Annotated in this window: 23 protein-coding genes; 1 reads left to right on the top strand and 22 read right to left on the bottom strand. The window is 70.2% G+C overall.

All coding sequences use genetic code 11. From position 1 onward, the window contains the following. Positions 1 to 158: 158 nt before the first annotated feature. The 16 genes from dprA to proS form a co-directional block, all read right to left on the bottom strand. The gene (gene dprA / locus AC31A1_RS08535; protein ID WP_489652649.1) at positions 159 to 1,355 is read right to left on the bottom strand and encodes a DNA-processing protein DprA; all 1,197 of its coding nucleotides are present in this window, start codon (positions 1,353 to 1,355) and stop codon (positions 159 to 161) included. After that, positions 1,352 to 2,977 (bottom strand): YifB family Mg chelatase-like AAA ATPase, encoded by a 1,626-nt coding sequence (locus tag AC31A1_RS08540; protein ID WP_489652650.1) that lies wholly within the window; start codon positions 2,975 to 2,977, stop codon positions 1,352 to 1,354. Before AC31A1_RS08540 ends, dprA begins: the two co-directional genes overlap by 4 nt. A 1-nt stretch (position 2,978) precedes the next feature. Next, positions 2,979 to 3,341 carry a YraN family protein gene (locus AC31A1_RS08545; protein WP_489652651.1) on the bottom strand — a complete coding sequence of 121 codons (363 nt, stop codon included), beginning with the start codon at positions 3,339 to 3,341 and terminating at the stop codon, positions 2,979 to 2,981. 128 nt (positions 3,342 to 3,469) lie between these two features. Next, positions 3,470 to 3,778, bottom strand: coding sequence for a DUF2469 domain-containing protein (locus AC31A1_RS08550; RefSeq protein WP_003965949.1), 309 nt, complete (start codon positions 3,776 to 3,778; stop codon positions 3,470 to 3,472). Positions 3,779 to 3,834: 56 nt separating this feature from the next. Next, the gene (locus AC31A1_RS08555; protein WP_489652652.1) at positions 3,835 to 4,374 is read right to left on the bottom strand and encodes an NUDIX hydrolase; all 540 of its coding nucleotides are present in this window, start codon (positions 4,372 to 4,374) and stop codon (positions 3,835 to 3,837) included. Then, a complete protein-coding gene (lepB, locus tag AC31A1_RS08560; protein ID WP_489652653.1) occupies positions 4,364 to 5,143 on the bottom strand; it encodes a signal peptidase I in 780 nt (259 codons plus the stop codon). Before lepB (AC31A1_RS08560) ends, AC31A1_RS08555 begins: the two co-directional genes overlap by 11 nt. Positions 5,144 to 5,221: 78 nt before the next feature. Beyond that, complete coding sequence (lepB, locus tag AC31A1_RS08565; RefSeq protein ID WP_489652654.1) at positions 5,222 to 6,196, bottom strand: signal peptidase I; 975 nt, start codon at positions 6,194 to 6,196, stop codon at positions 5,222 to 5,224. Continuing rightward, positions 6,084 to 7,199, bottom strand: coding sequence for a signal peptidase I (lepB, locus tag AC31A1_RS08570; protein WP_489652655.1), 1,116 nt, complete (start codon positions 7,197 to 7,199; stop codon positions 6,084 to 6,086). The genes lepB (AC31A1_RS08565) and lepB (AC31A1_RS08570) overlap by 113 nt, the downstream gene beginning before the upstream one ends. Continuing rightward, on the bottom strand, positions 7,192 to 7,908 hold the full coding sequence (lepB, locus tag AC31A1_RS08575) for a signal peptidase I (RefSeq protein ID WP_489652656.1): 717 nt from the start codon (positions 7,906 to 7,908) through the stop codon (positions 7,192 to 7,194). Before lepB (AC31A1_RS08575) ends, lepB (AC31A1_RS08570) begins: the two co-directional genes overlap by 8 nt. Positions 7,909 to 7,953: 45 nt before the next feature. Continuing rightward, entirely contained in the window at positions 7,954 to 8,304 is a 351-nt protein-coding gene (rplS, locus tag AC31A1_RS08580; RefSeq protein WP_019058701.1) for a 50S ribosomal protein L19, read from the bottom strand. A 133-nt stretch (positions 8,305 to 8,437) separates the two neighbouring features. Then, positions 8,438 to 9,271, bottom strand: coding sequence for a tRNA (guanosine(37)-N1)-methyltransferase TrmD (trmD, locus tag AC31A1_RS08585; protein WP_489652657.1), 834 nt, complete (start codon positions 9,269 to 9,271; stop codon positions 8,438 to 8,440). Then, positions 9,268 to 9,828 carry a ribosome maturation factor RimM gene (gene rimM / locus AC31A1_RS08590; RefSeq protein ID WP_489652658.1) on the bottom strand — a complete coding sequence of 187 codons (561 nt, stop codon included), beginning with the start codon at positions 9,826 to 9,828 and terminating at the stop codon, positions 9,268 to 9,270. The genes trmD and rimM overlap by 4 nt, the downstream gene beginning before the upstream one ends. Positions 9,829 to 9,910: 82 nt before the next feature. Further along, positions 9,911 to 10,150, bottom strand: coding sequence for an RNA-binding protein (locus AC31A1_RS08595; protein WP_005479813.1), 240 nt, complete (start codon positions 10,148 to 10,150; stop codon positions 9,911 to 9,913). Positions 10,151 to 10,152: 2 nt separating this feature from the next. After that, the gene (gene rpsP / locus AC31A1_RS08600) at positions 10,153 to 10,572 is read right to left on the bottom strand and encodes a 30S ribosomal protein S16 (protein WP_393759428.1); all 420 of its coding nucleotides are present in this window, start codon (positions 10,570 to 10,572) and stop codon (positions 10,153 to 10,155) included. A 289-nt stretch (positions 10,573 to 10,861) separates the two neighbouring features. Then, positions 10,862 to 11,458, bottom strand: a complete 597-nt coding sequence (locus tag AC31A1_RS08605) for a hypothetical protein (protein WP_019058697.1) — start codon at positions 11,456 to 11,458, stop codon at positions 10,862 to 10,864. Between the two features lie 260 nt (positions 11,459 to 11,718). Beyond that, on the bottom strand, positions 11,719 to 13,134 hold the full coding sequence (gene proS, locus AC31A1_RS08610; protein ID WP_489652659.1) for a proline--tRNA ligase: 1,416 nt from the start codon (positions 13,132 to 13,134) through the stop codon (positions 11,719 to 11,721). Positions 13,135 to 13,335: 201 nt separating this feature from the next. Here proS and AC31A1_RS08615 point away from each other — a divergent pair, with 201 nt between their 5' ends. Further along, positions 13,336 to 14,193 carry a class I SAM-dependent methyltransferase gene (locus AC31A1_RS08615; RefSeq protein ID WP_489652660.1) on the top strand — a complete coding sequence of 286 codons (858 nt, stop codon included), beginning with the start codon at positions 13,336 to 13,338 and terminating at the stop codon, positions 14,191 to 14,193. A 33-nt stretch (positions 14,194 to 14,226) separates the two neighbouring features. Here AC31A1_RS08615 and ftsH read toward each other — a convergent pair whose 3' ends face one another. The 6 genes from ftsH to nsdA form a co-directional block, all read right to left on the bottom strand. Then, positions 14,227 to 16,164 (bottom strand): ATP-dependent zinc metalloprotease FtsH, encoded by a 1,938-nt coding sequence (gene ftsH / locus AC31A1_RS08620; RefSeq protein WP_489652661.1) that lies wholly within the window; start codon positions 16,162 to 16,164, stop codon positions 14,227 to 14,229. 99 nt (positions 16,165 to 16,263) lie between these two features. Then, positions 16,264 to 17,817, bottom strand: a complete 1,554-nt coding sequence (gene ffh, locus AC31A1_RS08625; protein WP_489652662.1) for a signal recognition particle protein — start codon at positions 17,815 to 17,817, stop codon at positions 16,264 to 16,266. A gap of 105 nt (positions 17,818 to 17,922) precedes the next feature. Next, complete coding sequence (locus tag AC31A1_RS08630; RefSeq protein WP_489652663.1) at positions 17,923 to 20,373, bottom strand: [protein-PII] uridylyltransferase; 2,451 nt, start codon at positions 20,371 to 20,373, stop codon at positions 17,923 to 17,925. 24 nt (positions 20,374 to 20,397) lie between these two features. Beyond that, positions 20,398 to 20,736, bottom strand: a complete 339-nt coding sequence (locus AC31A1_RS08635; RefSeq protein WP_003997576.1) for a P-II family nitrogen regulator — start codon at positions 20,734 to 20,736, stop codon at positions 20,398 to 20,400. Then, positions 20,733 to 22,064, bottom strand: a complete 1,332-nt coding sequence (locus tag AC31A1_RS08640; protein WP_489652664.1) for an ammonium transporter — start codon at positions 22,062 to 22,064, stop codon at positions 20,733 to 20,735. Before AC31A1_RS08640 ends, AC31A1_RS08635 begins: the two co-directional genes overlap by 4 nt. A gap of 540 nt (positions 22,065 to 22,604) precedes the next feature. Next, positions 22,605 to 24,089 (bottom strand): transcriptional repressor NsdA, encoded by a 1,485-nt coding sequence (nsdA, locus tag AC31A1_RS08645; protein WP_489652665.1) that lies wholly within the window; start codon positions 24,087 to 24,089, stop codon positions 22,605 to 22,607. Positions 24,090 to 24,602 lie beyond the last annotated feature (513 nt).

The following is a 24,602-nucleotide window of genomic DNA, read 5'->3' on the forward strand; positions in this document are numbered from 1 at the left end:
TCGCGGTGTGCGAAGGGCGAGCCTCGGACCGGGCACGGACGCGTTCGACAGGGTGCCGGAACGGGTCGCTCCGATTGCTCTGCGTGATCACCGGACTCCGCCAACTGCGGGAATTCCCAAGGGTGTCGGGGTTCCCCCGGACGGCCGAACACGCTCGGTCAGCGGCGCCCCCGATCGGGCCGGACCGAGATCATCGCCTGGCGTGTCAACTTCCAGCCGTCGCCGTGTCGTTCGACGTAACCAAGTGCTCGGAGTTCGTACAGTCTCGCGATCGCGTCGTCCTCCGTGGTCTGCGCACCGCGCGCGATCTCCCGCGGCGGCGCGGCCCTGTTGCCGGGCAGTGCGGCGAGGATGCGCCGGGCGGCCGGCTCCAACAGGTCGCGCGGGAGCACCGGTCCGCGTCGGTCCGGGGCCAGTTCGCCCATGCCGCCGACCAGTTCGACGATCTCCTCCGCGTCGGTGACCAGCACCGCGTCCCCGCGCAGGAGTTCGTGCACACCGGCGGACAGCGCGCTCGTGGCCGGGCCGGGCACCCCTATCGTGTGGCGTCCCAACCGCTGCGCGGCCCGCGCCGTGACGAGCGACCCGCTCCGGTACGCGGCCTCGACCACCACGGTGCCCCGTGTGAGCGCGGCGATCACCCTGTTCCGGAGGATGAACCTGCTCGGCGTCGGATGCTCGCCGGGCGGCAACTCGCCCACCACGAGCCCCTGTTCGGCGATCCTGCGGATCAACTCGGTGTGCCCGCGCGGGTAGGGCTGGTCGACGCCGCACGCGAGGACGGCGAGGGTGACGCCGGTCGCGCCGAGGGCGCCGCGATGGGCGGCACCGTCGACTCCGTAGGCACCGCCGGACACGACCACCCACCCGCGTTCGGCCAGTCCGGCGGCGAGGGTGGCCGCCATGTGCGCGCCGTACTCGGTGCAGGCGCGGGCGCCGACGACAGCAACCGACTTGAGTGCCCACATCCGCAGGTTGGGCTGCCCGCGCACCCACAGTCCGATGGGCCGCGCGTCCCCGAGGTCGTCGAGCTGGGCCGGCCACTCGACGTCTCCGGGACACACGAACCGGACTCCCGTGTCCTGCGCGACGGCCAAGTCCCGGTCGGGCTCGACCAGTCCGGCCCGTGCGCAGAGCCCGGCCCACCGCTTGTCGGTCACCCCGGTGAGCTGTGGCCCTCCGTTCCGCAGCCGCCGGGCCACTTCCACTGCCCCCAGCTCCCGGATCCACCGGCCGGCGACCTCGTCACCGGGTTCGACGACCCGGGCGAGGAAGACGCGGGCGAGGAACTCGTCGCCCGCGCCATGGGTTCCGGTCAGGTCATGAGCCCCAGTCGTGTCATCGGTCCCGGTCATGTCATCGCCCCGATGGCCATCGGCACGCCTCGCGGTACGCCCGTGCGCAGTTGGAGGGCGAGGGCGACATCGGTCGCCCCGGGTCGGTCGTGGCCGACCAGATCCGCGACCGTCCAGGCGACGCGCAGCACCCGGTCGAGACCGCGTGCGGTGAGCGCACCGCGCTCCAGACTGCGCTCGGCCTCGTCCATCGCCCCGCGCTCGGCGTGCCAGCGGCTGCGCAGTTCGCGGCCGGGCACCTCGCTGTTGGTGCGCCAGGGAGTGTCCGCGAGCCGCGCCGCCGCCCGCTCCCTGGCCGTCCGCACCCGGTCCGCGACCGTCGCCGTGGACTCGCCCCGCGAGCCGCGCCCGGTGAGCTGGTCACGCGTGACCCGGTCCACCTCCACCCGCAGGTCCACCCGGTCGAGCAGCGGCCCGGAGAGCCTGGCCTGGTACCTCCGGATCGACATCGGCGCGCACTCGCACAGGTCGTCGGTCTGCGAGAAGCGCCCGCACGGACAGGGGTTGGCCGCCAGCACCATCAGGAACCTCGCCGGGAACCGGACGACCCCCGCGCTGCGCGCGATCACCACATGCCCGGCCTCCAGCGGCTGCCGTAGCGCGTCGAGGGCCTGACCGCTGAATTCGGGTGTTTCATCGAGAAAGAGAACACCTCGATGGGACAGCGACACCGCCCCGGGCCGTGCGATCCCCTGCCCGCCCCCGACGAGGGCCTGCATCGTCGCCGAGTGGTGCGGGGCGCAGTAGGGGGCGACGTCGATCAGGGGTTTGCCCGGGGGCAGCAGGCCTGCCACCGAGTGGACCGCCGTGACCTCCAGCGACTCCTGCCGGTCGAGCCGGGGCAGGACGGCGGGCAGCCGCTCCGCGAGCATCGTCTTCCCTGCCCCGGGTGGGCCTTCGAGGAACAGGTGATGGCCGCCGGCCGCCGAGACCTCCACCGCCGTCCGCGCCGAGAACTGGCCGACGACATCGGCGAGATCGTGCCCCGGGTCGTGCTGGGACGCGCCCACGCTGTGCATCCCGGTGGCAGCGCCCGTGCCGGGCATGCGCAGTCCGGCGAGCAGCGGGTCCGGGCGTCCCAGCTCGTCGGGATCCTCGTCGGGTACGGGTTCGTCGGCGAGTACGGCGATCAGCTGCCGCAGTGTGCGCACGCCCAGGACGGACACCCCGGGCACGAGGGACGCCTCGGCGGCGGCGCACTCCGGGACGACGACCTGTTCGTATCCGGAGTCCGCTGCGGCCAATACGGCGGGCAGGATGCCCCGGACCGGCCGGACCCGTCCGTCCAGGCCGAGCTCGCCGATCATGACGATGTCGGCGAGCACACGTGGATCGATCCGCTCGGCCGCGCCGAGGACGGCCGCCGCTACGGCGAGGTCGAACCCGCTGCCGCTCTTCGGCACCGACGCCGGACTGAGCCCGACGGTCAGTTTCTTCTGCGGCCAGGGCGCGCCGGAGTTGACGACCGCGGCCCGCACCCGGTCCTTGCTCTCCGTCAGGCTCTTGTCGGGCAGCCCGACCAGCGTGAACGCGGCGACGCCCGGTTCGAGGTCGGCCTGGACCTCGACCACCACACCCTCGACGCCCACCAGCGCCACCGAACACGTTCGAGCGAACCCCATCTCAGGCCACCCCCCGAGCGTGCTCGACCACGGCCGCGCCGCGCTGGGGCACGACGACGCCCACCAGGTCGATGCGGACCCCTCCCGGCGGGGCTCCGCCGTGTGCGTGGATCCAGCGCTCGGCGAGGCCTCGTAGGCGCTCCACCTTCTCGGGTGTGACGGCGGCCATCGGGTGCTCGAAGGCACCGGCCCGCCGTGTCTTGACCTCGCAGACGACGAGGGTGTCCCCGTCCCGTGCCACGATGTCGATCTCGCCGGTCCTGCCACAGCGCCAGTTGCGCTCCAGGACCGTCATGCCGGCCGCGGTCAGCCGTCGTGCGGCCACCGTCTCGCCGAACTTGCCGAGTGCACTGCGTGCGTTCATGTCGGCACCACCTCCGGCACCAACCGTCACGCGGAACGGTCCACCAAGTGGATCTTGGTGGACCGTTCAGTGATTGTGGAGAACTCCGTCACCCGCACGGGTGAAATCCACCCCGCGGGTACCCGCCGTCACCCGCCCGGCAGTTCCAGGTCGCTCTTGTTCAGCTCCTCGATGTTCACGTCCTTGAACGTGAGCACGCGGACCTGTTTGACGAAGCGAGCCGGTCGATACATGTCCCACACCCAGGCATCCGCCATGGACACCTCGAAGAACACCTCGCCCTGGACCGAGTGCACCTGCATCTCGTAGTCGTTGGTGAGGTAGAAGCGCCGTTCGGTCTCGATCACATATTTGAACAGACCGACGACATCTCGGTACTCCCGGTAGAGCTTCAGCTCCATCTCGGTCTCGTACTTTTCGAGGTCCTCGGCGCTCATGGCATGTTCCCCTTCACCCGTGCGATCCCACCATTGTGCGCCAGTCCCGTAAGCCCCTAGACGATTTCGGTGTCGAGGGTCACGGGCCCGGCCGGGGGACCTTCGTCAAGCAGCCTGCGGAGCAGCTCGGCGAGTCTGGTCGGATACACCGTCTCATGCGCCCGGTCCAGTTCCCGGTACGTCCACCAACGCGCTCCGGAGACGCTGCGTCGCTCCAGCTCGGTGAGGGCCGTGGCGCCGGGCACGCCCTCGGCCGTGGCGGACGTCCTGGCCAGGTAGTACCACTCGTCCTGGTCCCAGCGGCGGCCCGCGAACGGGAAGGAACACGTCCGCGTCCACAGCACCGGGCCGAGTTCGACCTGGGTGATGCCGGTCTCCTCCGCGAGTTCCCGTAGGGCGGCCTCCTCGTGGGTCTCGTCGCCCTCCAGGCCGCCGCCCGGTGTGAACCACCAGTCGTCGGCCGGATCGTCCGGCTCATGGCCGTGGAGCAGCAGGATGCGGTCCTGCGGGTCGAGCAGGACGACCCGGGCGACCTTGCGCAGGCCGCCCTCGTACGCGTCGCCGTTCGCGCCCTCCTCGGTGGCCTCAGCGGGCACCGGCGGGCTCCGTCCGGGTACGGGCGCGGCGGCCGGCCGCCAGCTTGGCGACCGGGCCGTAGGCGCCGCCGCCGAGGACGAGGACCGCGCCCGCGACGATGACGGCGAGGATCGTGCCCAGCGGGCCGGGGTGGGAGAGGCTGCCGAGCGGCTCGAAGGCGGTAGGGCGCTCCAGCATGCCCTTCATGGGCCAGACGACGGCGTCCACGCGGGCGCTCACGGCGCTGCTCGCGACGGTGCCGCCGGCGACGTCCGTGAGGTGCGCGCTGGAGTCCAGGGAGCCCTGGCGTTCGTCACCGAGGAGGAAGAGACGGCCCTTGGGGACCTTCACCGCGGGGATCGTCTTGTCCTCGGCCGCGCCGCCCTTGAGATAGTCCTCGGCGATCTGCTTGCCATTGACGACCAGCTTGCCGTTCGTGCAGCAGGAGACGGTGTCCCCGCCGACGGCGACCACACGCTTGACCACGGGCGCGTTCGTCACCCAGGTCTTGTCCGTGAAGACCACGACGTCGCCGCGGTGCACCTCGTCGCCGTCGACCCGCTGGGCCAGCACCCGGTCGCCCGCGTCGATCGTCGGCGTCATCGAACTGGTCGGCACCGTGTACGGCCGGTAGACCACCGCTCCCCAGCCGAATCCTCCGAGGAACAGCACAAGGCCCAACGCGACGGCCAGTCCGGACAACCGCTGTCCGGTCCGGCTGCCCACCGGGCCCTTGCCTGTGCCACCGCCGGTACGCGGGGCCGTACGTGTTGCGCTCTCGCCACCCATGGGTCCGCACCCTACCCGGCGGTACCGAGGGTGGTCAGCCCTTCCTCCGGGACCAAGGTCACAAGCTCTACAAGGCCTTTACTCGTCCTTGCCCGACCGCTTGCGGCGCCACAGGACCAACGGCAGCACACCGACGAGGGCGAGGCCCTCCGGAGCGGCTGTCAGGAGGCGGGAGGCCGAGGCCTGGGTGTTGATGCCCGTCTGGTCGAAGGTGTCCGGGATCGGCAGTGTGCCCCAGCGGTTGATGGGCCAGGCCTTGACGATCGCGCGGCCGACGACCTCCTTCACCGGGACCATGCCGTGGTGCTTGTCGGACTGGTTGTAGCGCGAGTCCCGCGAGTTCTGCCGGTGGTCGCCCATCACCCAGATGTCGCCCTTGGGGACCTTGACGGTGAACTGGCCGCCCTGGTCGTCGTTGGTGCACGGGGTGTTGCCGGGGTAGACGTACGGCTCGTTCAGCGCCTTGCCGTTGACCATCAGCGGGCCGGTGCCGCTGCAGGAGACGGTGTCGCCGCCGACGCCGATGACCCGCTTGATGAGGTCCTTCTCCTGGGCGGACGGCATCAGACCGATCCAACTGAGCACGGTCTGCAGGGCGTTGGGGTTCGCCGCCGGCTCGCCCGCCAGCCAGTCGTCCGGGTCGTGGAAGACGACGACCTCGCCGCGCTCCGGCTCGGAGCCGAACCACGGGGTGAGCTTGTCGACCAGGACGCGGTCACCCTGCTGGAGGGTGTTCTGCATCGAGTCCGAGGGGATGGAGAACGCCTGCACCAGGAACGTCTTGATCAGCAGCGCGAGGACGAGCGCGATGACGACCAGGATCGGCAGCTCCTTCCAGAAGGAGCGCGGCTTCCTCGGCCGGGCGGTCGGATCGCCCGGCCCCTGCTCCTCGGTGCGGGTCGCGTCACCCGGCGCCGTACCGTCCTCGTCCGGGCCGGAGTCACTCCCTGAGGTCACGGCGCTGTCCGCGGCCGGGGCGGGTGCTCCCACGGGACGTCCGTGGTGCTCCTCGCCGTCGTGTCCGGACCGTGCGCCAACCGCCACATCCCCCACGCCAACTCCTTACTCTGTGCCGCCGCCTGCCCCATCCTCGGCGCAGGCCCACCACTCCCATAACGAGCGGGAGTTCCGCAGGGCTCGGGAGTTGGACCGATCCGTTCGGATCGACCGGGGCAACCCTATGCGACAGTTCGGGACCGGCGGTCGTCCCCGACACGGAGTTGGAAACCGATGCGAAGGTTTTAGGTTCGTTCAGGCTGGTCCAGTGGCCCATGGGCCAGGCGATCACCTTCGCCCGCCCCACCACCGAACTGAGCGCGACCGTGCCTCCGTAACTGGTGTTCTGGTGCGCGCGGGAGTCCGCCGAGTTGCCGCGGTGGTCGCCCATCACCCACAACCGCCCCTTGGGGACGGTGATGTCGAACGCCGTTTCGGACGGTGCGTTCCCGGGATACAGGTAGTCGCCCTCGGTCAGGGGGACGCCGTTGACGGTCACCCGCCCCTGCGCGTCACAGCACTTGACGTGGTCGCCGCCGACGCCGATCACCCGCTTGATGAGGTCCTTCTCGTTGTCGGACGGCAGCAGCCCGATGAACTGGAGGCCTTCCTTGAGCTGCTTGACCACGATCGGGTCGTTCTTCTTGGTGGTCTGCTCGTCCGCGAGCCAGCCGCCCGGGTCGTGGAAGACGACGACGTCGCCGCGCTTGGGCTCGGAGCCGAACCACGGGGTGAACTTGTCGACCAGGACACGGTCCCCGATGCGGATCGTCTGCTCCATGGAGCCCGACGGGATCACGAACGCCTGGAGGAGGAAGGTCTTCAGGACGAGGGCTATGAGGACCGCGACACCGACCAGGAGGGGTATCTCCCGGACCGCGGAGCGCCGTCGGCGCCGCTTGACCTTGCGCTGGAGCTTGCGCCGCTCGGCCCGGCTGCGGCCGGCACCCCCGGCCGGCGCCAGCGCGCCCGCGCGCCGGAAACCGGTCGGCAGCAGGTTCTCGTTCCCGAAGGAGCCGCCGGGCGGCGTCGCGCCGCGCGGCCTGCCGCGGTTACCCATGGGCGCCGTCCCCGGCGGGTACGCGCGCGTAGGCGCCGGGTCGGACGAGGTGGGTCCAGTGCCCGGCGGGCCAGACGATCCAGTCGGCTCGCCCGATGACGTCACCAACAGGAATCATGCCTCCGCCCGGGTCGCCCAGGTGGTCCCGGGAGTCACTTGAGTCGCCGCGGTGGTCACCGAGGACGAACAGCGTGCCGTCGGGCACGACCACGTCGAAAGCCACGGTGGACGGAGCGTCCCCGGGGTACAGGAACGCCGTCTCGTCGACCGACCGCCCGTTCACCTGGAGCCTCCCCTTCTCGTCGCAGCAGACCACGCGGTCTCCCCCCACACCCACAACGCGCTTGATGTAGTCGGCGTCCCCGAAATAGCCGGTTCCATCGAACACGACGATGTCGCCGCGCCGCGGATGAGCACCGAAACGGTACGCCAACTTATTTACGAGAACGCGGTCGCCGATCCTCAATCCGGATTCCATGGATCCGCTGGGAATCTGGAAGGGCTGCAGCAAGAAGGTGTTCAGCAGCAGCAGAAACACCAGACAGACCAGGGCAGTCAGGGTGATCCGGCCGCCGGGCAGCCACTCGGCGACCCGCGACACCAACGCGAAGCGCGACCGGTCCTCCGGCCCTCCGGTGTCCGAGGTGTGCTCGGAGTCGGAAGGGCGGGAGGAGCGGTCGCGCTCCGTGTGCTGTGCTTCGGTGTCCATCGGAGCCAGATGTTATCCGGCCCCGATATGAACCCCGTATCAAGCTCAGTTGTCGCGCTTCTCCTTGATCTTCGCGGCCTTGCCGCGCAGGTCACGGAGGTAGTACAGCTTCGCGCGACGGACGTCACCACGGGTCACGAGCTCGATCTTCTCGACGATCGGGGTGTGCACCGGGAAGGTGCGCTCGACGCCGACGGAGAACGAGACCTTGCGGACCGTGAAGGTCTCGCGGACACCGGCGCCCTGGCGACGGATGACTACGCCCTTGAACTGCTGCACACGGGAGCGGTTGCCCTCGATGACGCGGACGTGGACGTTGACGGTGTCACCCGGGCGGAAGGCCGGGATGTCGGTGCGCAACGAGGCGCCGTCGACGATGTCGAGCAGGTGGGACATTTCGTCTGCTTTCTTCATCGATGCCACAGGTCACCGACGGGAGATAGGTGAGGTGAAGGATGCTGTCCGTGTCGGGGCGGGCGTCGTGTCCCCCTGTGGCAGGGGCGCACGCCGGACGACGCACAACAGCGACCTATTCTTCCACGCCGTCCGGCCTGCGCCAAAATCGGCCGTACGGCTCCCCCGCCGGGTCCGGTGACCAGCCCAGGATCGAGAGCATCTCGCGGTCCTTCTTGTCGAAGGTCTTGGGCTCGCAGCGCTCGATCAGATCGGGCCGGTGGGCGGCCGTGCGCTTCAGCGCCTCGTCGCGCCGCCAGCGGGCGATCTTGCCGTGATGGCCGCTGAGCAACACGTCCGGGATCCCCCGGCCGCGCCACTGGGGCGGCTTGGTGTAGATCGGCCCCTCCAGGAGGTTGGCCATGGCGCCGGGCGCGAAGGAGTCGTCGCGGTGGGACTCGGCGTTGCCCAGGACACCCGGCAGCAGCCGTGCCACGGCCTCCGTGACGACCAGGACGGCCGCCTCGCCGCCGGCGAGCACGTAGTCGCCGATGGACACCTCGTAGACGGGCATCCGCGTCGCGTACTCGTCGATCACCCGCCGGTCGATGCCTTCGTAGCGGGCGGGCGTGAAGACCAGCCAGGGCCGCTCGGAGAGTTCTACGGCGAGTTCCTGGGTGAAGGGCCGGCCGCTGGGCGTGGGCACGACGAGCGCGGGGGCACCGGAGCCTGTCTCGTAGCCGTCGGCCAGGACGGAGTCCAGGGCGTCGCCCCAGGGCTCGGTCTTCATGACCATGCCGGGGCCGCCGCCGTAGGGGGTGTCGTCGACCGTGTTGTGGCGGTCGTACGTCCAGGAACGCAGATCATGCACGTGCACATTCAGCTGTCCACGCGCGCGTGCCTTGCCGACGAGGGAGACGTTCAGCGGTTCGAGGTACTCGGGGAAGATCGTGACGACGTCGAGCCTCATGCGTCGGCGTCCTCGGAAGAGTCGTCCTTGGAGGACACGATCTCCGCCCGGTCGTCGATCAGTCCGGGCGGCGGGTCGATGACCGCGCGCTGCTCCTCCAGGTCGATCTCGACGACGATCGACTCGACGAACGGAATCATCACCTCGCTGCCGTCGGAACGCTCCACGATGAAGAGGTCCTGGGAGGGCAGGTGCGAGATCTCGGTGATCCGGCCGACCTCCTCGCCGTCCTTGGTGACGACGTCGAGGTCCATCAGCTGGTGGTCGTAGTACTCGTCCTCCTCCTCGGGCAGCTCCTCGGGATCGATCTCGGCGATCAGGAGGGTGTTGCGCAGGGCCTCGGCGCCGGTGCGGTCGCTGACGCCCTCGAAGCGCAGGAGGAGACGGCCACTGTGGACGCGGCCCGTCTCGATGGTCAGGGGGCCGGTGGAGGCGGGTTCGGTGGCCAGGACGGCGCCGGGCGCGAGCCTGAGCTCCGGCTCGTCGGTGCGTACCTCGACGGTGACCTCGCCCTTGATGCCGTGGGCGCGGCCGATACGAGCGACTACCAGCTGCACTGTGCTTGATCTCCTGTAGTACGACGACGGGCCGGGGACGGCCCGCAGGCCCTCCCCGGCCCGAGCCGGTGTGCGATAAACGTCAGCGGACGTGGTCCACGTCGACAAGGTCGACGCGGACACCTCGGCCGCCGATGGCACCCACGACGGTGCGCAGAGCGCGAGCGGTGCGGCCGTTGCGACCGATCACCTTGCCGAGGTCGTCGGGGTGCACCCGGACCTCCAGCACGCGCCCGCGACGCAGGTCGCGCGAGGCGACCTGCACATCGTCAGGGTTGTCGACGATGCCCTTCACGAGGTGCTCAAGAGCCTCCTCGAGCATGCTCAGGCCTCGGTCGACTCGGACTCGGCCGCAGCCTCGTCCTTCTTCTCAGCCTTCTTCTTCTGGGTGATCGCCTCACCCTTGCTCGCGTCGTCGCCACCGAGGGCGTCGAACACCGGACGCGCGGCCTTCGGCTCGGCCACGAGCAGCGGAGCCGGGGCCGGCAGGCCCTTGAACTTCTGCCAGTCGCCGGTGAGCTTCAGGATGGCGAGCACGGGCTCGGTCGGCTGCGCGCCGACACTCAGCCAGTACTGCGCACGGTCCGTGTCGACCTCGATGCGCGAGGGGTTCTGCACCGGGTGGTACAGACCGATCTCCTCGATGGCCCGGCCATCACGGCGGGTACGGGAGTCGGCGACGACGATGCGGTAGTGAGGCGAACGGATCTTGCCCAGACGCTTCAGCTTGATCTTGACTGCCACGGGAGTGGGTTCTCCTGGTTTTGACGTGGTTGGGCACGGCGAGACGGCCGCGTGGGGTTGCGGTACCCGAGTGCCCGATGGACGCGTCAGCCGGAGGCGAGAGGGTTCCTGTGCGGCTGTCGAGTACAGCTAGCCATTGTGCCACACCCCGGCGGCACGTCCGACCGGGGAGCATGCCCCCGACATGCTCCCGCACATGCGGAAGCGACACCCGGCGCCGGGAGGTGACCGGCGCGGGTGTGCGCAACCCGCGGCCTGCGGGATGCGGCTGCCACGAGCAGCCGCGTCCTCAGGCCGCGCCCACGACCTCCGGGATGCGGAAGGGCTTGCCGCAGCCCCCGCACACGATCGGCGCCTGGGCCAGCACCGACGGGACGACCCGTACGTTACGACCGCAGTCGCACACCGCCTTGACGCGGACGCCGCCACCGGACGAGCCGTGACGGGCGGCCGGGCCGCGGAAGGTACGGGAGGTGTCGGCCGAGGTGGCGACGGTGTGGGCCTTGAGCGCGCGCTGGAGGCGCTCGATCGTCGGCCGGTAGCGCCGCTTCGCCTCGGGGTTGAGCTGGACCAGCGAGAAACCGCTGCTGGGATGCGGCTCGTCGGGGTGGTCCAGGCCCAGCTCCTCGGCGATCGCAAGGAATCTGCGGTTGTGGTAGCGGCCGGCGCGGGACGTGTCACGCACGCCGCGCGAAGCGGCGATGCCATGGACTGCCTCATGGAGCAGTCGCTCGAAGGAGAGCTCGTGTCCGCAGGCGGACGACGACTCTCCGATCAGGGACTCGGGCGCGGCCAGATCGGGCAGTTCGGGGTGGTACCGCTGAATATCGGCCCACGCCTCTGCCAGCTCTGCGGCGAGAACAGGTGGTGTCTGTGTCGTGCTCACGTAATGACAACGAGCCGGAGTGCCCCTGTGTTCCGATTCCGGGGCATCCCAAATAATTTGCACGTACCCGTCAGTTGCCGCTGATGCGTCCGGAGGAGGGCGGGTGCGCTGATCTGCGGAGAAGCCTCACAGCTCATACCAAGCTGGTGCGTAGTCCTCCGTACGACCCGGCGCGTAGACGGTGTCCGCGCGCCGGGTGAGCTGATGTCCGCCGTTGCGCAAGGGGCGTTTCGGTCGCTCTCCCGCCCGAGCCCGCCGCTTCAGTAAGCGCGCGCGACGACCGCGACGTTACCGGGTGCCTTGTCGTCGTCCGGCACCGACCCGTCCTCCGCGACCAGACACCGTACGGTCACCGCGTGCTCGGCCAGTTCGGCCTCGCCTTCTTCGCCGAGCGTGGCCCACGGGATGCGCGCCCAGCCGCCGGCGGTCACGGCTTCGACGGCCTCCGCGATCGTCGACACCTCGGAGGTGCGGGACTCGCGCCGCTCGCGGGACTGCCTCAGCAGCAGCGCCTGATCCTCCTCCAGGACTACGGGAAGCAGCTCTACGAGGGAGTCGATCGCCACCGGCACCTTGCCTCCGGGGATGCGGCGGGCCAGCATCGCCGTGCCGTTCTCCAGGTCACGGGGGCCGACCTCGATCCGTACAGGCACGCCTTTCAGCTCCCAGTCGACGGCCCGGCGGCCGAAGGGGATGTCCGTGCGGTCGTCGACCCGGACGCGGACGCCCGCCGCCTTCAGCCGGGCCCCGATCTCGCGGACCTTGGCCAGAACCGCCTCGTCGCCCTTGATCGCGAGGACGACCACCTGGATCTGCGCCAGCCGCGGCGGTACCCGGAGTCCGTCGTCGTCGCCGTGCATCATCACCAGGGCGCCGATCATGCGCGTGGTGGAGCCCCAGGAGGTCTGCCAGACCAGCTCCTGCCTGCCTTCCTTGGACAGGTACTGCGTGTTGAAGGCCTTGGCGAAGTTCTGGCCCAGTTCGTGACTGGTCGCCATCTGCAGCGCCTTGCCGTCGCCCATCATCCCTTCCAGGGTGAGGGTGTTGATCGCGCCCGCGAACCGTTCCTTGACCGTCTTGCGGCCCGGTACGACGTCCATCGCGAGGACGTTGACCATGAAGTCCTCGTAGACCTGACGGTGGATGTGCGCGGCGAAGTCGCGCGCCTCCTCGTAGGTCGCGTGCGCCGTGTGGCCCTCCTGCCAGAGGAACTCGCTGGTGCGCAGGAACAGGCGGGGGCGCAGCTCCCAACGGACCACGTTCGCCCACTGGTTGATCAGCAGGGGCAGGTCGCGGTAGCTCTGCACCCACTTCGAGAAGTACTCGTTGATGATCATCTCGGAGGTGGGCCGGACGACCGCGGGCTCCTCCAGCTCCTTGCCGCCGCCGTGCGTGACCACCGCCAACTCGGGCGCGAAGCCCTCGACATGGTCCGCCTCGCGGGCGAGGTAGGACTGCGGGATCAGCAGCGGGAAGTAGGCGTTCTCGGTGCCCGTCTCCTTGATGCGGGCGTCCATCTCGGCCTGCATCCGCTCCCAGATGCCGTACCCGTACGGTCGGATGACCATGGAGCCGCGCACCGGGCCGTTGTCGGCCAGCTCGGCCTTGCTGATCAGATCCTGGTACCAGCGGGGGAAATCGTCCGCCCGCGGCGTGAGTACGGGTGCCTTGGCCATGGCGAGATCGTACGGGCGGCCCACATTGCCGTCATGTGAATTCTCGCCACTCCCACAGGCAAGCCACAAGCCGGGGCCCACAACCCCTGGACGCCGTAGCGCGTGCGGAGTTTGCTGGCATACGGGGGAAGTGCGGGCGCACATCACGGGGGCCTCGGAAACGGGCACGGCCACAACTCTCGGCGGATTGGGGCGCTTTCCATGACACCTACGCTCGTGCGGCAGTACCTGCCTCATGCGGGGCCGACGCCCCGCGTGGACCTGGGTGCACGCGCGCGTGACTGGTCCGAGATCCAGGAGCGGATGCTGGTGCCGCTCTACGAAGCGGTCTACGAGCGACTGGAAGTGGGATCCGGCACCCGGCTGCTCGGCCTCGGCTGCGGTTCCGGGCTCGCCCTGCTGATGGCGGCCTCCAGAGGCGCGACGGTCACCGGTGTCGAGCGCTTCTCCCCCGAACGCCTGGCTCTCGCCCGCGAGCGGCTGCTGCCGACCAACTGGTCCCCACGCGCGCGTGCGCACCTCCGGCTGGTCCACGGCTCGCCTCGGGACGCGGCCGGCCCGGAGACGCCCGCGTACACCCTGGTGACCGCCTTCGAGCCCATCGGGTGTCTCGCGGGCGACTCGGAGGGGCTCGGCGACACGCTCGCCGCCGCGACACCGCTCGCCGCGCGCGGGACGCCCGTGGTGCTGGCGGGCTGGGGTCCGCCGGAGCGCTGCGCGACCGCGTCGGTGCTGCGGGTGGCCACCAGGCTCGCGGACCCGCTGCGCGGCACGGGCAGCCCGCGCCCGGTCCTGCGCGACGACCTGGAGGAGGTCGCCCACCGCGCGGGCCTCAGGCCGGACGGCTCGGGGAGGGTGGCCTGCCCCTTCGGGTACGCCGACGTCGAGAGCGCCGTACGGGGGCTGCTGTCGACGGGACTCTTCGACGCGGCGATCGTCGCGACGGATCAGGCGCAGGTCGACAAGGAATTGGCGGAGGCGTTGCATCCGTATCGTCGGCAGGACGGCACGGTGTGGATGCCGAACGTCTTCCGATACCTGATCGCGCGTACGACCTGAGGATGACTCAGCGCGCCTACGACCTGAGGATGACTACGGCTCTTCCTTGAAGAGGCGCGTGACGCCCGCGATCCGATACGCGTCCGTCTCCTCCAGGGTCTCGTTCTCCAGGAGGGCCGTCGCGAGCGCGTCCAACTGGTCGCGGTGATCGCGGAGTTTGCGGCAGGCCTCGTCGTAGCACTCGTCGACGATGCGGCGCATCTCGTGGTCGATCACGTCGAGGGTCCCCGGGGCCGCTGCGAGGCCGTAGGCCTGCTGAGCGTCGTTCGGGAGGGCGGAGAGGCGGCCGACGCGCTCGCTCATGCCCCAGCGGGCAACCATCCCGCGCGCGATGTTGGTGACCTGTTCGAGGTCGTTCTCGGCCCCGGTGGTGATCACCCCGTAGACGACCTGTTCCGCGGCCATGCCGCCGAGGGCGCCGATGATGCGGCCGCGCAGGTACTCCTCGGTGTACGCGTACCTGTCCGCGTCCGGCGTCGAGAGGGTGACGCCGAGGGCCCTCCCGCGCGGGACGATGGTGATCTTGCGGACCGGGTCGGCGCCGGGCTGGAGCATGCCGAGGAGGGCGTGGCCGCTCTCGTGGTAGGCGGTGCGGCGGCGTTCCTCCTCGGGCATCACCAGCGGGCGTTCGGCGCCCAGTTGGACCTTCTCCAGGGCTTCGGAGAGGTCGGACTGGGTGACCTCGCTCTGCTTGCGCTTGACCGCGAGGAGGGCTGCTTCGTTGGCGAGGTTGGCGAGTTCGGCGCCGGTCATGCCCGGGGTCGTGCGGGCGACCTGGGCGAGGTTCACGTCCTTCGCGAGCGGGATCTCGCGGGTGTGGATCTCCAGGATCGCCTCGCGTCCGCCCCGGTCCGGCGGCGAGACCACGACCACCCGGTCGAAGCGGCCGGGGCGGGTCAGCGCCGGGTCCAGGACGTCGGCGCGGTTGGTGGCCGCGATGACGATGACGCCCTCGGAGCCGGAGAAGCCGTCCATCTCGGTGAGGATCTGGTTCAGGGTCTGCTCGCGCTCGTCGTGACCGCCCATGCCGCTGCCGCCGCCGCGGGCCCGGCCGATGGTGTCGATCTCGTCGATGAAGATGATCGAGGGGGCCACCTTGCGGGCCTCCGCGAACAGTTCACGCACGCGTGAGGCACCGACACCGACGATCATCTCGATGAACTCGGAAGCCGAGGCCGAGAAGAACGGCACCCCCGCCTCCCCCGCGACCGCCCGCGCGAGCAGCGTCTTGCCGGTGCCGGGCGGACCCGCGAGGAGCACGCCCCGGGGCATCTTCGCGCCCATCTTCCGGTACTCGTCGGGGTTCTTGAGGAAGTCGACGACGTCGTTCAGCTCGCCCTCGACCTCGTCGATGCCGGCCACGTCCTCGAACGTCGTGCGCTGCTTGCCGGGCTCCAGCTCGACCGGCTTGGGCGGGGCCTTGCGGCCGAGCATGCCGCCCGCGCCGCCGAGCCCCGAGCTCATCCGGCGCGCGATGAAGAGCCACAGGACGACCAGGAGCAGCATCGGGGCGAGCGAGATCAGCAGATTGGCCAGAAAGCTGCGGTGCTGGACGACGGGTTCCGCCGTGACGGTGACGTTGTGCTTGGTCAGGTCCTCCCAGAGCTGGTCGTCCGCGAAGGTCGGCCGCTCCGTGTCGAACTTGGTGTACTTGCCGTCGCCGCCCGGGTTCTTCTGCTCCTTCTTGAGCTGGCCCTGGATCGCGTTGCCCTTGGCGTAGATCTTGGTGACGTTGCCCGCGTCGACCTGCTTGCTGAACTCCGTGTACGAGATCGTCGGTTCGTTGCCCTCGTTGAAGAACGACAGGATGAGGTTGGCGACCAGGTACACGACCAGCGCGGTGAGAATCAGGCTCCACCAGCCGCCGCGCATCTTCTTCCCGCCCGGCGACGGCTTCGGGGGCTCGTCCGGGGTGCCCTCGGTACGCCAGGGCTGGTCGGGAGACTTGCGCGGCGGCGCGGGGTTGGTCATATCGGCAAGTTACGACACGGGCCAGGCGTCGGCACGCCCAGCATGCGCCGAGGGCACCCTTCAAAGAAGGGCGCCCTCGGCGACGTAGAAGACGGGCTGTCAGCCCATGAACTTCTTGAACTCGTCCGGCAGCTCGAAGTCCTGGCCGCCCTGTTCGGGCAGTCCGAACGCGTTGCCGCCCGGAGCCGCGCCGGCCTCACGGCGCCTGGCCTCTTCCAGCTCCTGCTGCTTGCGCTTCATCGGGTTGCCGGAGCGCTGCTTGCCCTTGGCCTGCTTGGGCTGCTTCTTGGTGCGGCCGGGGCCGCCGCCCATGCCCGGCATCCCCGGCATGCCGGGCATCCCGCCGCCCTGCGCCATGCGGGACATCATCTTGCGGGCCTCGAAGAACCGCTCGACCAGGCCCTTCACGGCGCTGACCTCGACGCCGGAGCCCTTGGCGATACGGGCGCGGCGCGAGCCGTTGATGATGGTCGGCTCGGCGCGCTCGGCCGGGGTCATCGACTTGATGATCGCGGCCGTACGGTCGACGTCCCGCTCGTCCAGGTTGTTGATCTGGTCCTTGATCTGGCCCATGCCGGGGAGCATGCCGAGCAGCTTGCTGATGCTGCCCATCTTCCTGACCTGTTCCATCTGGGACAGGAAGTCGTCGAGGGTGAAGTCCTGGCCCTTCTTGGACGCCAGCTTCGAGGCCATCTTCTCGGCCTCTTCTTGGCTGAACGTCTTCTCCGCCTGCTCGATCAGGGTGAGCAGGTCACCCATGTCGAGGATGCGGGAGGCCATCCGATCCGGGTGGAAGGCGTCGAAGTCGTCGAGCTTCTCGCCGTTCGACGCGAACATGATCGGCTTGCCGGTGACCGAGGCGATCGACAGCGCCGCACCACCGCGGGCGTCACCGTCGAGCTTGGAGAGCACCACACCGTCGAAGCCGACGCCGTCGCGGAAGGACTCGGCGGTGTTGACCGCGTCCTGACCGATCATCGCGTCGACGACGAAGAGGATCTCGTCCGGCGAGACAGCGTCACGGATGTCCGCGGCCTGCCGCATCAGCTCCTGGTCGATGCCGAGGCGCCCCGCGGTGTCCACGATCACGATGTCGTGGACCTTGGACTTCGCGAACTCGATGGAGTCCTTGGCGACCTTGACCGGGTCGCCCACACCGTTGCCCGGCTCGGGCGCGTAGACCGCGACACCGGCGCGCTCGGCGACGACGCTCAGCTGGTTCACCGCGTTCGGGCGCTGGAGGTCGGCGGCGACGAGCAGCGGTGAGTGCCCCTGATCCTTGAGCCACTTGCCGAGCTTGCCCGCGAGGGTCGTCTTACCGGCACCCTGCAGACCCGCGAGCATGATCACGGTCGGCGGGTTCTTGGCGAAGCGCAGGCGCCGGGTCTCGCCGCCGAGGATCGTGACGAGTTCGTCGTTGACGATCTTCAGGACCTGCTGGGCCGGGTTCAGCGCCTTGTTGACGTCGGCGCCGAGGGCGCGCTCCTTGACGTTCTTGATGAACGTCCGTACGACCGGAAGCGCCACGTCCGCTTCGAGGAGGGCGATCCGGATCTCGCGCGCGGTGGCGTCGATGTCCGCCTCGCTCAGACGCCCCTTGCCACGCAAATTCTTGAAGGTCGCTGAGAGGCGGTCGGAGAGAGTATCGAACACGGCGGCGTCGGTCCTCGGAGTCGGGGGCAGTGTGAGCGTCTTCCAGGGTATCCGGCCGCGCAAGCGAATCGTCCCCGCCCGCCGGGTCGGAAACCCCGGGCGGGCTCACGCCCGCAACGTCTCCTCCAGTTTCCGCGCGATCGCCGTGGCCTCCTCGCCCGGCAGCGGCATGCCCTCCCCGCCGGTGACGTAGAAGGCGTCCACCGCGTTCGAGCCCAGGGTGCTGACGTGCATGCTCCGCACCCGGACCTTCGCCTCGTCCAGCGCCCGTCCGATGCGATGCAGCAGCCCGGGGGCGTCGTGCGCGCGCACCTCGATGACCGTCGCGTGCCGGGAGGCGGCCGGGGCGACCGTCACGCGGGCCGGCGGGGCCACGACACCCCGGCGGCGCGGATACGCGGCGTCGCGCTCGGCGAGACGGCCGGCGATGTCCAGCGAACCGTCCAGCGCGCGTACGAGATCGGCGCGCAGCCGGGCGGCCTGGGGCAGGGAGCCGTACTCGGCGGCGACCCGCCAGTTCAGCAGGAGCACCGAGCCCTCCACGCCGTCCGGCAGGTCCAGCGCGCGCAGTTCCGCCGTGCGGACCGTCAGGCGGTGCATCGCCAGGACGCCGGCCACCGCGGGGAGGACGCCCGGCTGGTCGGGTACGGCGATCAGGAGTTCCACGCCGAGCGGTTCGGGATCGCCGGCGGGCTCGTCCTCGGTCGGGGGTTCGGTCTGGGCGCGCAGGGCCAGCACCGGGCCGCCGGTGGCGACCGCCTCGATCGCGAGCCGTTCCTGTTCCGCCGTGGCCGCGCCCGCCTCGGGCTCCTCGGGGGCGTCCCCGGAGAGGACCGCGGCGACCCGCTTCACCAGGTCGGTGACGAGGCCGGCCCGCCAGGACGACCAGGCGGCCGGTCCGGTGGCCAGCGCGTCCGCCTCCGTCAGCGCGTGCAGCAGCTCCAGGGTGCTCGTGGTGCCGACGGCCTCGGCGACCGAGCGAACCGTCGCCGGGTCCTCCAGGTCGCGCCGGGTGGCCGTCTCGATGAGCAGCAGGTGATGGCGTACGAGGGTCGCGAGTACGGCGACTTCCGCGCGGTCGAAGCCGATACGGGCGGCCACGTCCTTGGCGATGATCTCGCCGGCCACGGAGTGGTCGCCGGGCCAGCCCTTGCCGATGTCGTGCAGCAGCGCGGCGACCAGGAGGAGGTCGGGGCGGCTGACGCGGCGGGCGAACTCCGAGGCGCGGACGGCGGTTTCGATGAGGTGCCGGTCCACGGTCCAGATGTGCACGGCGTTGCGCTGCGGCCGGCAGCGCACCCGCTCCCAGTCGGGGAGGAGACGGGTGATCAGGCCTTCCGCCTCCAGTGCCTCCCACACGTCCACCGTCGGCTGCCCGGAACCGAGCAGCGTCACGAGCTGCTCGCGCGCCTCGGCGGGCCAGGGCGTGGGCAACGGTCGCACGGTGGCCGCGAGGCGCCGTACGGCGTGCAGCGAGAGCGGAAGTCCGGCCTGCGCGGCGGCAGCGGCGGCGCGCAGCGGAAGGACGGGGTCGCGTTCGGGGCGTGCGGCGCGGGCGAGTACCACCTCGCCGTCCTGCTCCACGACGCCCTCGGCGAGCGGGGAGCGCTCGGCGGTGGGTTTCGCGCCCCCGCCGAGCATGGCGCGCAGCCTCGGCCGCACGGCGCGCGACCGCAGCACGCGCCCCACTTCACGCCAGGTGACATCACTGGCGTACGACACGACGCGTGCCGCTTCGTAGACCTGCCGCAGCAGGGTGTCCGCGTCGAGGAGGCCCAGCTCGGCGGCGACCTGGTCCTGTTCCTGGAGTGCGAGCCGGTCGGTCGCGCGGCCGGTGGTGAGGTGCAGGGCGTCGCGCACGTCGAGGAGCCGGCGGCGGGCGTCGGCGAGGCCTTCGCGCGGGGCGTCGGCGAGCCAGGAGGCGGCTACGGCGCGCAGGGCGGTGGCGTCGCGGAGGCCGCCGCGGGCCTCCTTGAGGTCGGGTTCGAGGAGGTACTGCAACTCGCCCTGGCGCTCGGCGCGTTCGGCGCAGAGTTCCTGGAGTTCGGGGAGGCGCTTGGGCGCCTGGTTGCGCCAGTCGGCGAGGACGGCCGTGCGCAGGGAGGCGGTCAGGCCGAGGTCGCCGGCGATGTGGCGGGCGTCGAGGAGGCCGAGCTGGACCTTGAGGTCCTCGCCGGCGGTCTTGCGGGCCTCCGCGGGCGTCCGGACGGAGTGGTCGAGGGCGAGGCCGAGGTCCCAGACCGGGTACCAGATGCGGTCGGCCAGCGCGGCGACCGCGCCGGAGTCGCCGCCGTCGTGCAGGAGGAGCAGGTCGAGGTCGCTGCGCGGGGAGAGTTCGCCTCGGCCGTAGCCGCCGACGGCGACCAGGGAGACTCCCTTGAGCGCTTCGTTGCCGGCGGTGAAGAGGCCGGTCAGCCAGTCGTCGGTCAGTTCGGCGAGGGCGGCACGGCGCGGCGGCCCGGACCGCACCCCCTCAGTGAGGAGGCGCAGCCGGGCCGCCGCGTAGCCGCTGGGTCCGGAGTCTTCTGCATCCTTGCGCACGTCCGTACTCGTCACCCAGCGACTCCTGTTCGTTTCTTTTTAGAGCGCGTCCGGACCGCGCTCGCCGGTCCTGACCCGGACGGCCGTTTCGACCGGGAGGGACCAGACCTTGCCGTCACCGATCTTGCCGGTGCGGGCGGCCTTGACGATGACGTCGATCAGCTGCTCGGCGTCGTCGTCCTCGGCCAGCACCTCGATGCGGATCTTGGGGACCAGGTCGACCGTGTACTCGGCGCCCCGGTAGACCTCGGTGTGTCCCCGCTGACGACCGTAGCCGCTCGCTTCGGTGACCGTCAGACCGTGGACCCCGAAGGCCTGGAGGGCTTCCTTGATCTCGTCGAGCCGGTGGGGCTTCACGACGGCGGTGATGAGCTTCATGCGTCCACCTTCTTCGTCTCCGGGGCGGCCAGGGCGGAGCTGCCGATGCCACCGCCGGCGCCGCTGAAGTCGTATGCGGTCTCGGCGTGCTCGGCCTGGTCGATGCCGGCGACCTCTTCGTCCTCGGTGACCCGCATACCGATGGTCTTGTCGATGAGGAAGGCGAGGATCGCGGAGGCGACCAGGGAGTAGCCGAGGACCGCGCCGACACCGGCGAACTGCTTCCACAGCTGGGTGAAGGAGTGGTCGCCGTAGAAGACGCCGGTCGCGGCGGACTGGCCCTTGCCGGTGGCGAAGAAGCCGATGAGCAGGGAGCCGAGGATACCGCCGACCATGTGGACGCCGACGACGTCGAGGGAGTCGTCGATGTTGAACCGGTACTTCAGGCCGACGGCCGCGGCGCAGCCGACACCGGCGATGGCACCGACGGCGATCGCACCGAGCGGGGAGACCGCACCACCGGACGGGGTGATGGCGACCAGACCGGCGACGGCACCCGAGGCCGCGCCCAGCGTGGTGAACGCGCCGTGCCGGATCTTCTCGTAGGCGAGCCAGGCGAGCATGGCGGCGGCGGTGGCGACCTGGGTGTTGACGAACATCAGCGCGCCGACGCCGTCGTCGTTGCCGAGCCACGAACCGGCGTTGAAGCCGAACCAGCCGAACCACAGCAGACCGCAGCCGAGCATGACCAGCGGAAGGCTGTGCGGACGCATGGGGTCACGCTTGAAGCCGACCCGCTTGCCGATGACCAGGATGACGCCGAGGGCGCCGGCACCGGCGTTGATGTGGACCGCCGTACCACCGGCGAAGTCGATCACACCGAGCTTGTAGGCCCAGCCGTCGGCGCCCCATACCCAGTGGGCGACCGGGACGTAGACGACCGTGAGCCACAGGGCGACGAAGAGCGCCCAGGCCGAGAACTTGACGCGGTCGGCGATGGCACCGCTTATCAGGGCGGGCGTGATGACGGCGAACATCATCTGGAAGACCATGAACACGAAGATCGGGATGGTGTAGCCGTCCCAGAGCTCCGTCAGTCCGACATTGCTCATCCCCAGCCAGTCGGAGTTGTAGCCGATGAAGCCGTTACTCGAACCGAAGGCGAGGGAGAAGCCGTAGAGCACCCACAGGATGGTGACGATCCCGATGCTGATGAAGCTCATCATCAGCATGTTCAGGGTGCTCTTGACGCGGACCATGCCTCCGTAGAAGAAGGCGAGTCCCGGTGTCATGATCAGCACCAGGGCAGAACAGATCAGCATGAAGCCTGTGTTCGCGGAGGACAGTTTGGGTGCCTCAGCGGCAAGCGTGATGGCGGCTGATGCCATCGGCGTCTCCTCGTCGGTTGTACGGCCCCGTGCGGGCGAAGCCTGGATGCGGTCCGGTCAAGGCGGGGGGTCCGGTTATGCGCCATGAGATTGGCGCAGCGCGGTTTCCGTCGACGCCCCTCGATGTTTCAGCGGGGTGACGAAGGCGCCGTACGTGTTACGCGTCGATGAACCGCCGGATCTCCGGCCGCGCGATCGTTATCGTGGCGCAACCTTTTCCGGCGGCTGGAAACCGGCCGCGCCCGGCCCTCCGCCGACCTGGCACGGGGGCGCCGGGGCACGGGGCCCAGACCCCTCCGGCGCTCTCCTGCGGCCCGGTCGGGAGTCTCCCGGCGAGGCCGACGATTCCGGCCGGACCGCCGCCCCCGCAGACCATGGCGTGGCCGGTCTTTCGAATACGAGTGGTGACGCGCCCGGGCCGCTCGGACCGCTCGGCGGCCGGAGACAGGACCGGCCGCGGTCGGCCTTCCGATGACCTGGCATGGGGGAGCCGAGTCGGGCGGTTCGGGAGGGCCGGCCGCGGCCGGGGCTTTGGGGTGGTCAGACCGCTTCGGCGGTCTCCGGCAGCTCGATCGCGAGCCGGTCGGTGAGGTCGACGACTTCGGCCAGATCCCCGAAGTCGCGGACCGCCGTGTCGACGGTCTTTCGAATACGAGTGTTGACGCGCTCGGAGCGCACTTTCTTGGCGACGGTCATCGCCTCCGTCGCCAGCACCGCGCTCTGCTCGGGCTCCCGCCGCAGCAGGTGCACGGTGGCCATGCCGATGAGATTGAGTGCGTACGACCGCTGGTGCACCTCGTCCTTGGCGAAGAGGTCCACCGCCCGTTGCATGACGGGCTCGGCCAGCGAGGCGTAGGCGGGGCTGCGGCCGGCGACGTAGGCGAGGTCGCGATAGGAGTGCGAGTTCTCGCCGTACAGCTCGGCCTCGGAGAAGAAACGGATCCAGTCCGGGTCCGGGTCGTCCCAGTCGTGTACGTCCCCGAAGGTGTCCTCGGCCATCCGGACGGCCCGCTTGCACTTGCCGGGCTGCCCCATGTTGGCGTAGGCGCGGGCCTCCATCGCATACAGCATCGACTGGGTGCGCGGGCTCGCGCAGTCCCGGCTGCCGTACTGCGCGAGGTGGATCAGCTCCAGCGCGTCGTCGGGCCGCCCGAGGTGGATCATCTGCCGGCTCATGCTGGACAGGACGTACGACCCGAGCGGCTTGTCGCCCGCCTCCTTGGCGGCGTGCAGGGCGAGGACGAAGTACTTCTGGGCGGTGGGCTGGAGCCCCACGTCGTACGACATCCACCCGGCCAGCTCGGCGAGTTCGGCGGCCACCTTGAACAACGTGCGGTTGGTGGCCTCGGGTTGGGGCTCCTGGAGCAGGTCGGTCACCTCGTGCAGCTGTCCTACGACCGCCTTGCGGCGCAGGCCGCCGCCGCACTGGGCGTCCCACTTGCGGAACATCGCCGTGGTGGACTCCAGCAGCTCCAACTCGGGCCGGGAGAGCCGCCCTTGATGCCGGGAGGCGCTCGCGGGCTCGGGCTCCGGCTGGTGGGCCGACGGGCCGGGGACCAGCCAGCGCTGCATGGGCTCGATGAGGGTCGGTCCCGCGGACAGGGCCAGCGAGGCCCCGAGGAAGCCGCGGCGGGCCAGCATGAGGTCGCTGCGGGAGAACTCGCTGAGCAGGGCCACCGTCTGCGGGGCCGTCCACGGCAGGTCGACGCCGGACACGGAGGGTGCCTGGCGGGCCGCGCGCAGGCCCAGGTCCTCGACCGAGACGACACAGCCGAAGCGCTCGGAGAACAGCTCCGAGAGGATCCTCGGGATCGGCTCGCGCGGGTTCTCGCCGTCCAGCCAGCGGCGCACCCGCGAGGTGTCCGTGGAGATGTGGTTGGCCCCCAACTGCCGCGCCCGGCGGTTCACTTGACGCGCCAGCTCACCCTTGGACCAGCCGCTGCGCACGAACCACGAGCCGAGCAGCTCATTGGGGCGCTTGTCCGCACTGGCCGCGGTTGTCCCGCTTCCGCCGTTGCCGCCCACTGGAACGCCCCCATCCCTGGAACCACTTGTCGCCGCTGTGCGCCAAGCCCTATCAGAATGCCGGTAAATACGGCTTCCCGTCCCGCACTTGTCACCCTTCGAACGAGATGACGAGTTGCCTCCGGCATACCCACAAGCGCATGTGCCCCGAGGACTTGTGCACTCAAAGTAATCCTACGATCACCCGTCCAGCCACGGCGATCCCGGAAACGCCACCATTCGCCACCCCTTCGAATGAACCTACGGTTGCCCGCGCACGATTCACTTGACATAGGACGGCCGAAGGTGGGCGTAGCGGTGCACGCAGGGGCGCACACCGACAAGCACACCACCCGAGGCACTCCCGGACGCCGCCTGAACCACGCGGCACGGGGCAGGCGTGAACACAGAGTGACGACACGCATCCGTCTCGTAACCACCGGTGCGTTGGACCCGTTGGAGGGGGCATGGGCTTCACGATCGGCAGCAGCCGGGGTATCCGCGACATCCGGTCCGGCACGCGCCGCCGCGGCC

It is taken from the genome of Streptomyces sp. P5F9 (assembly GCF_057961495.1).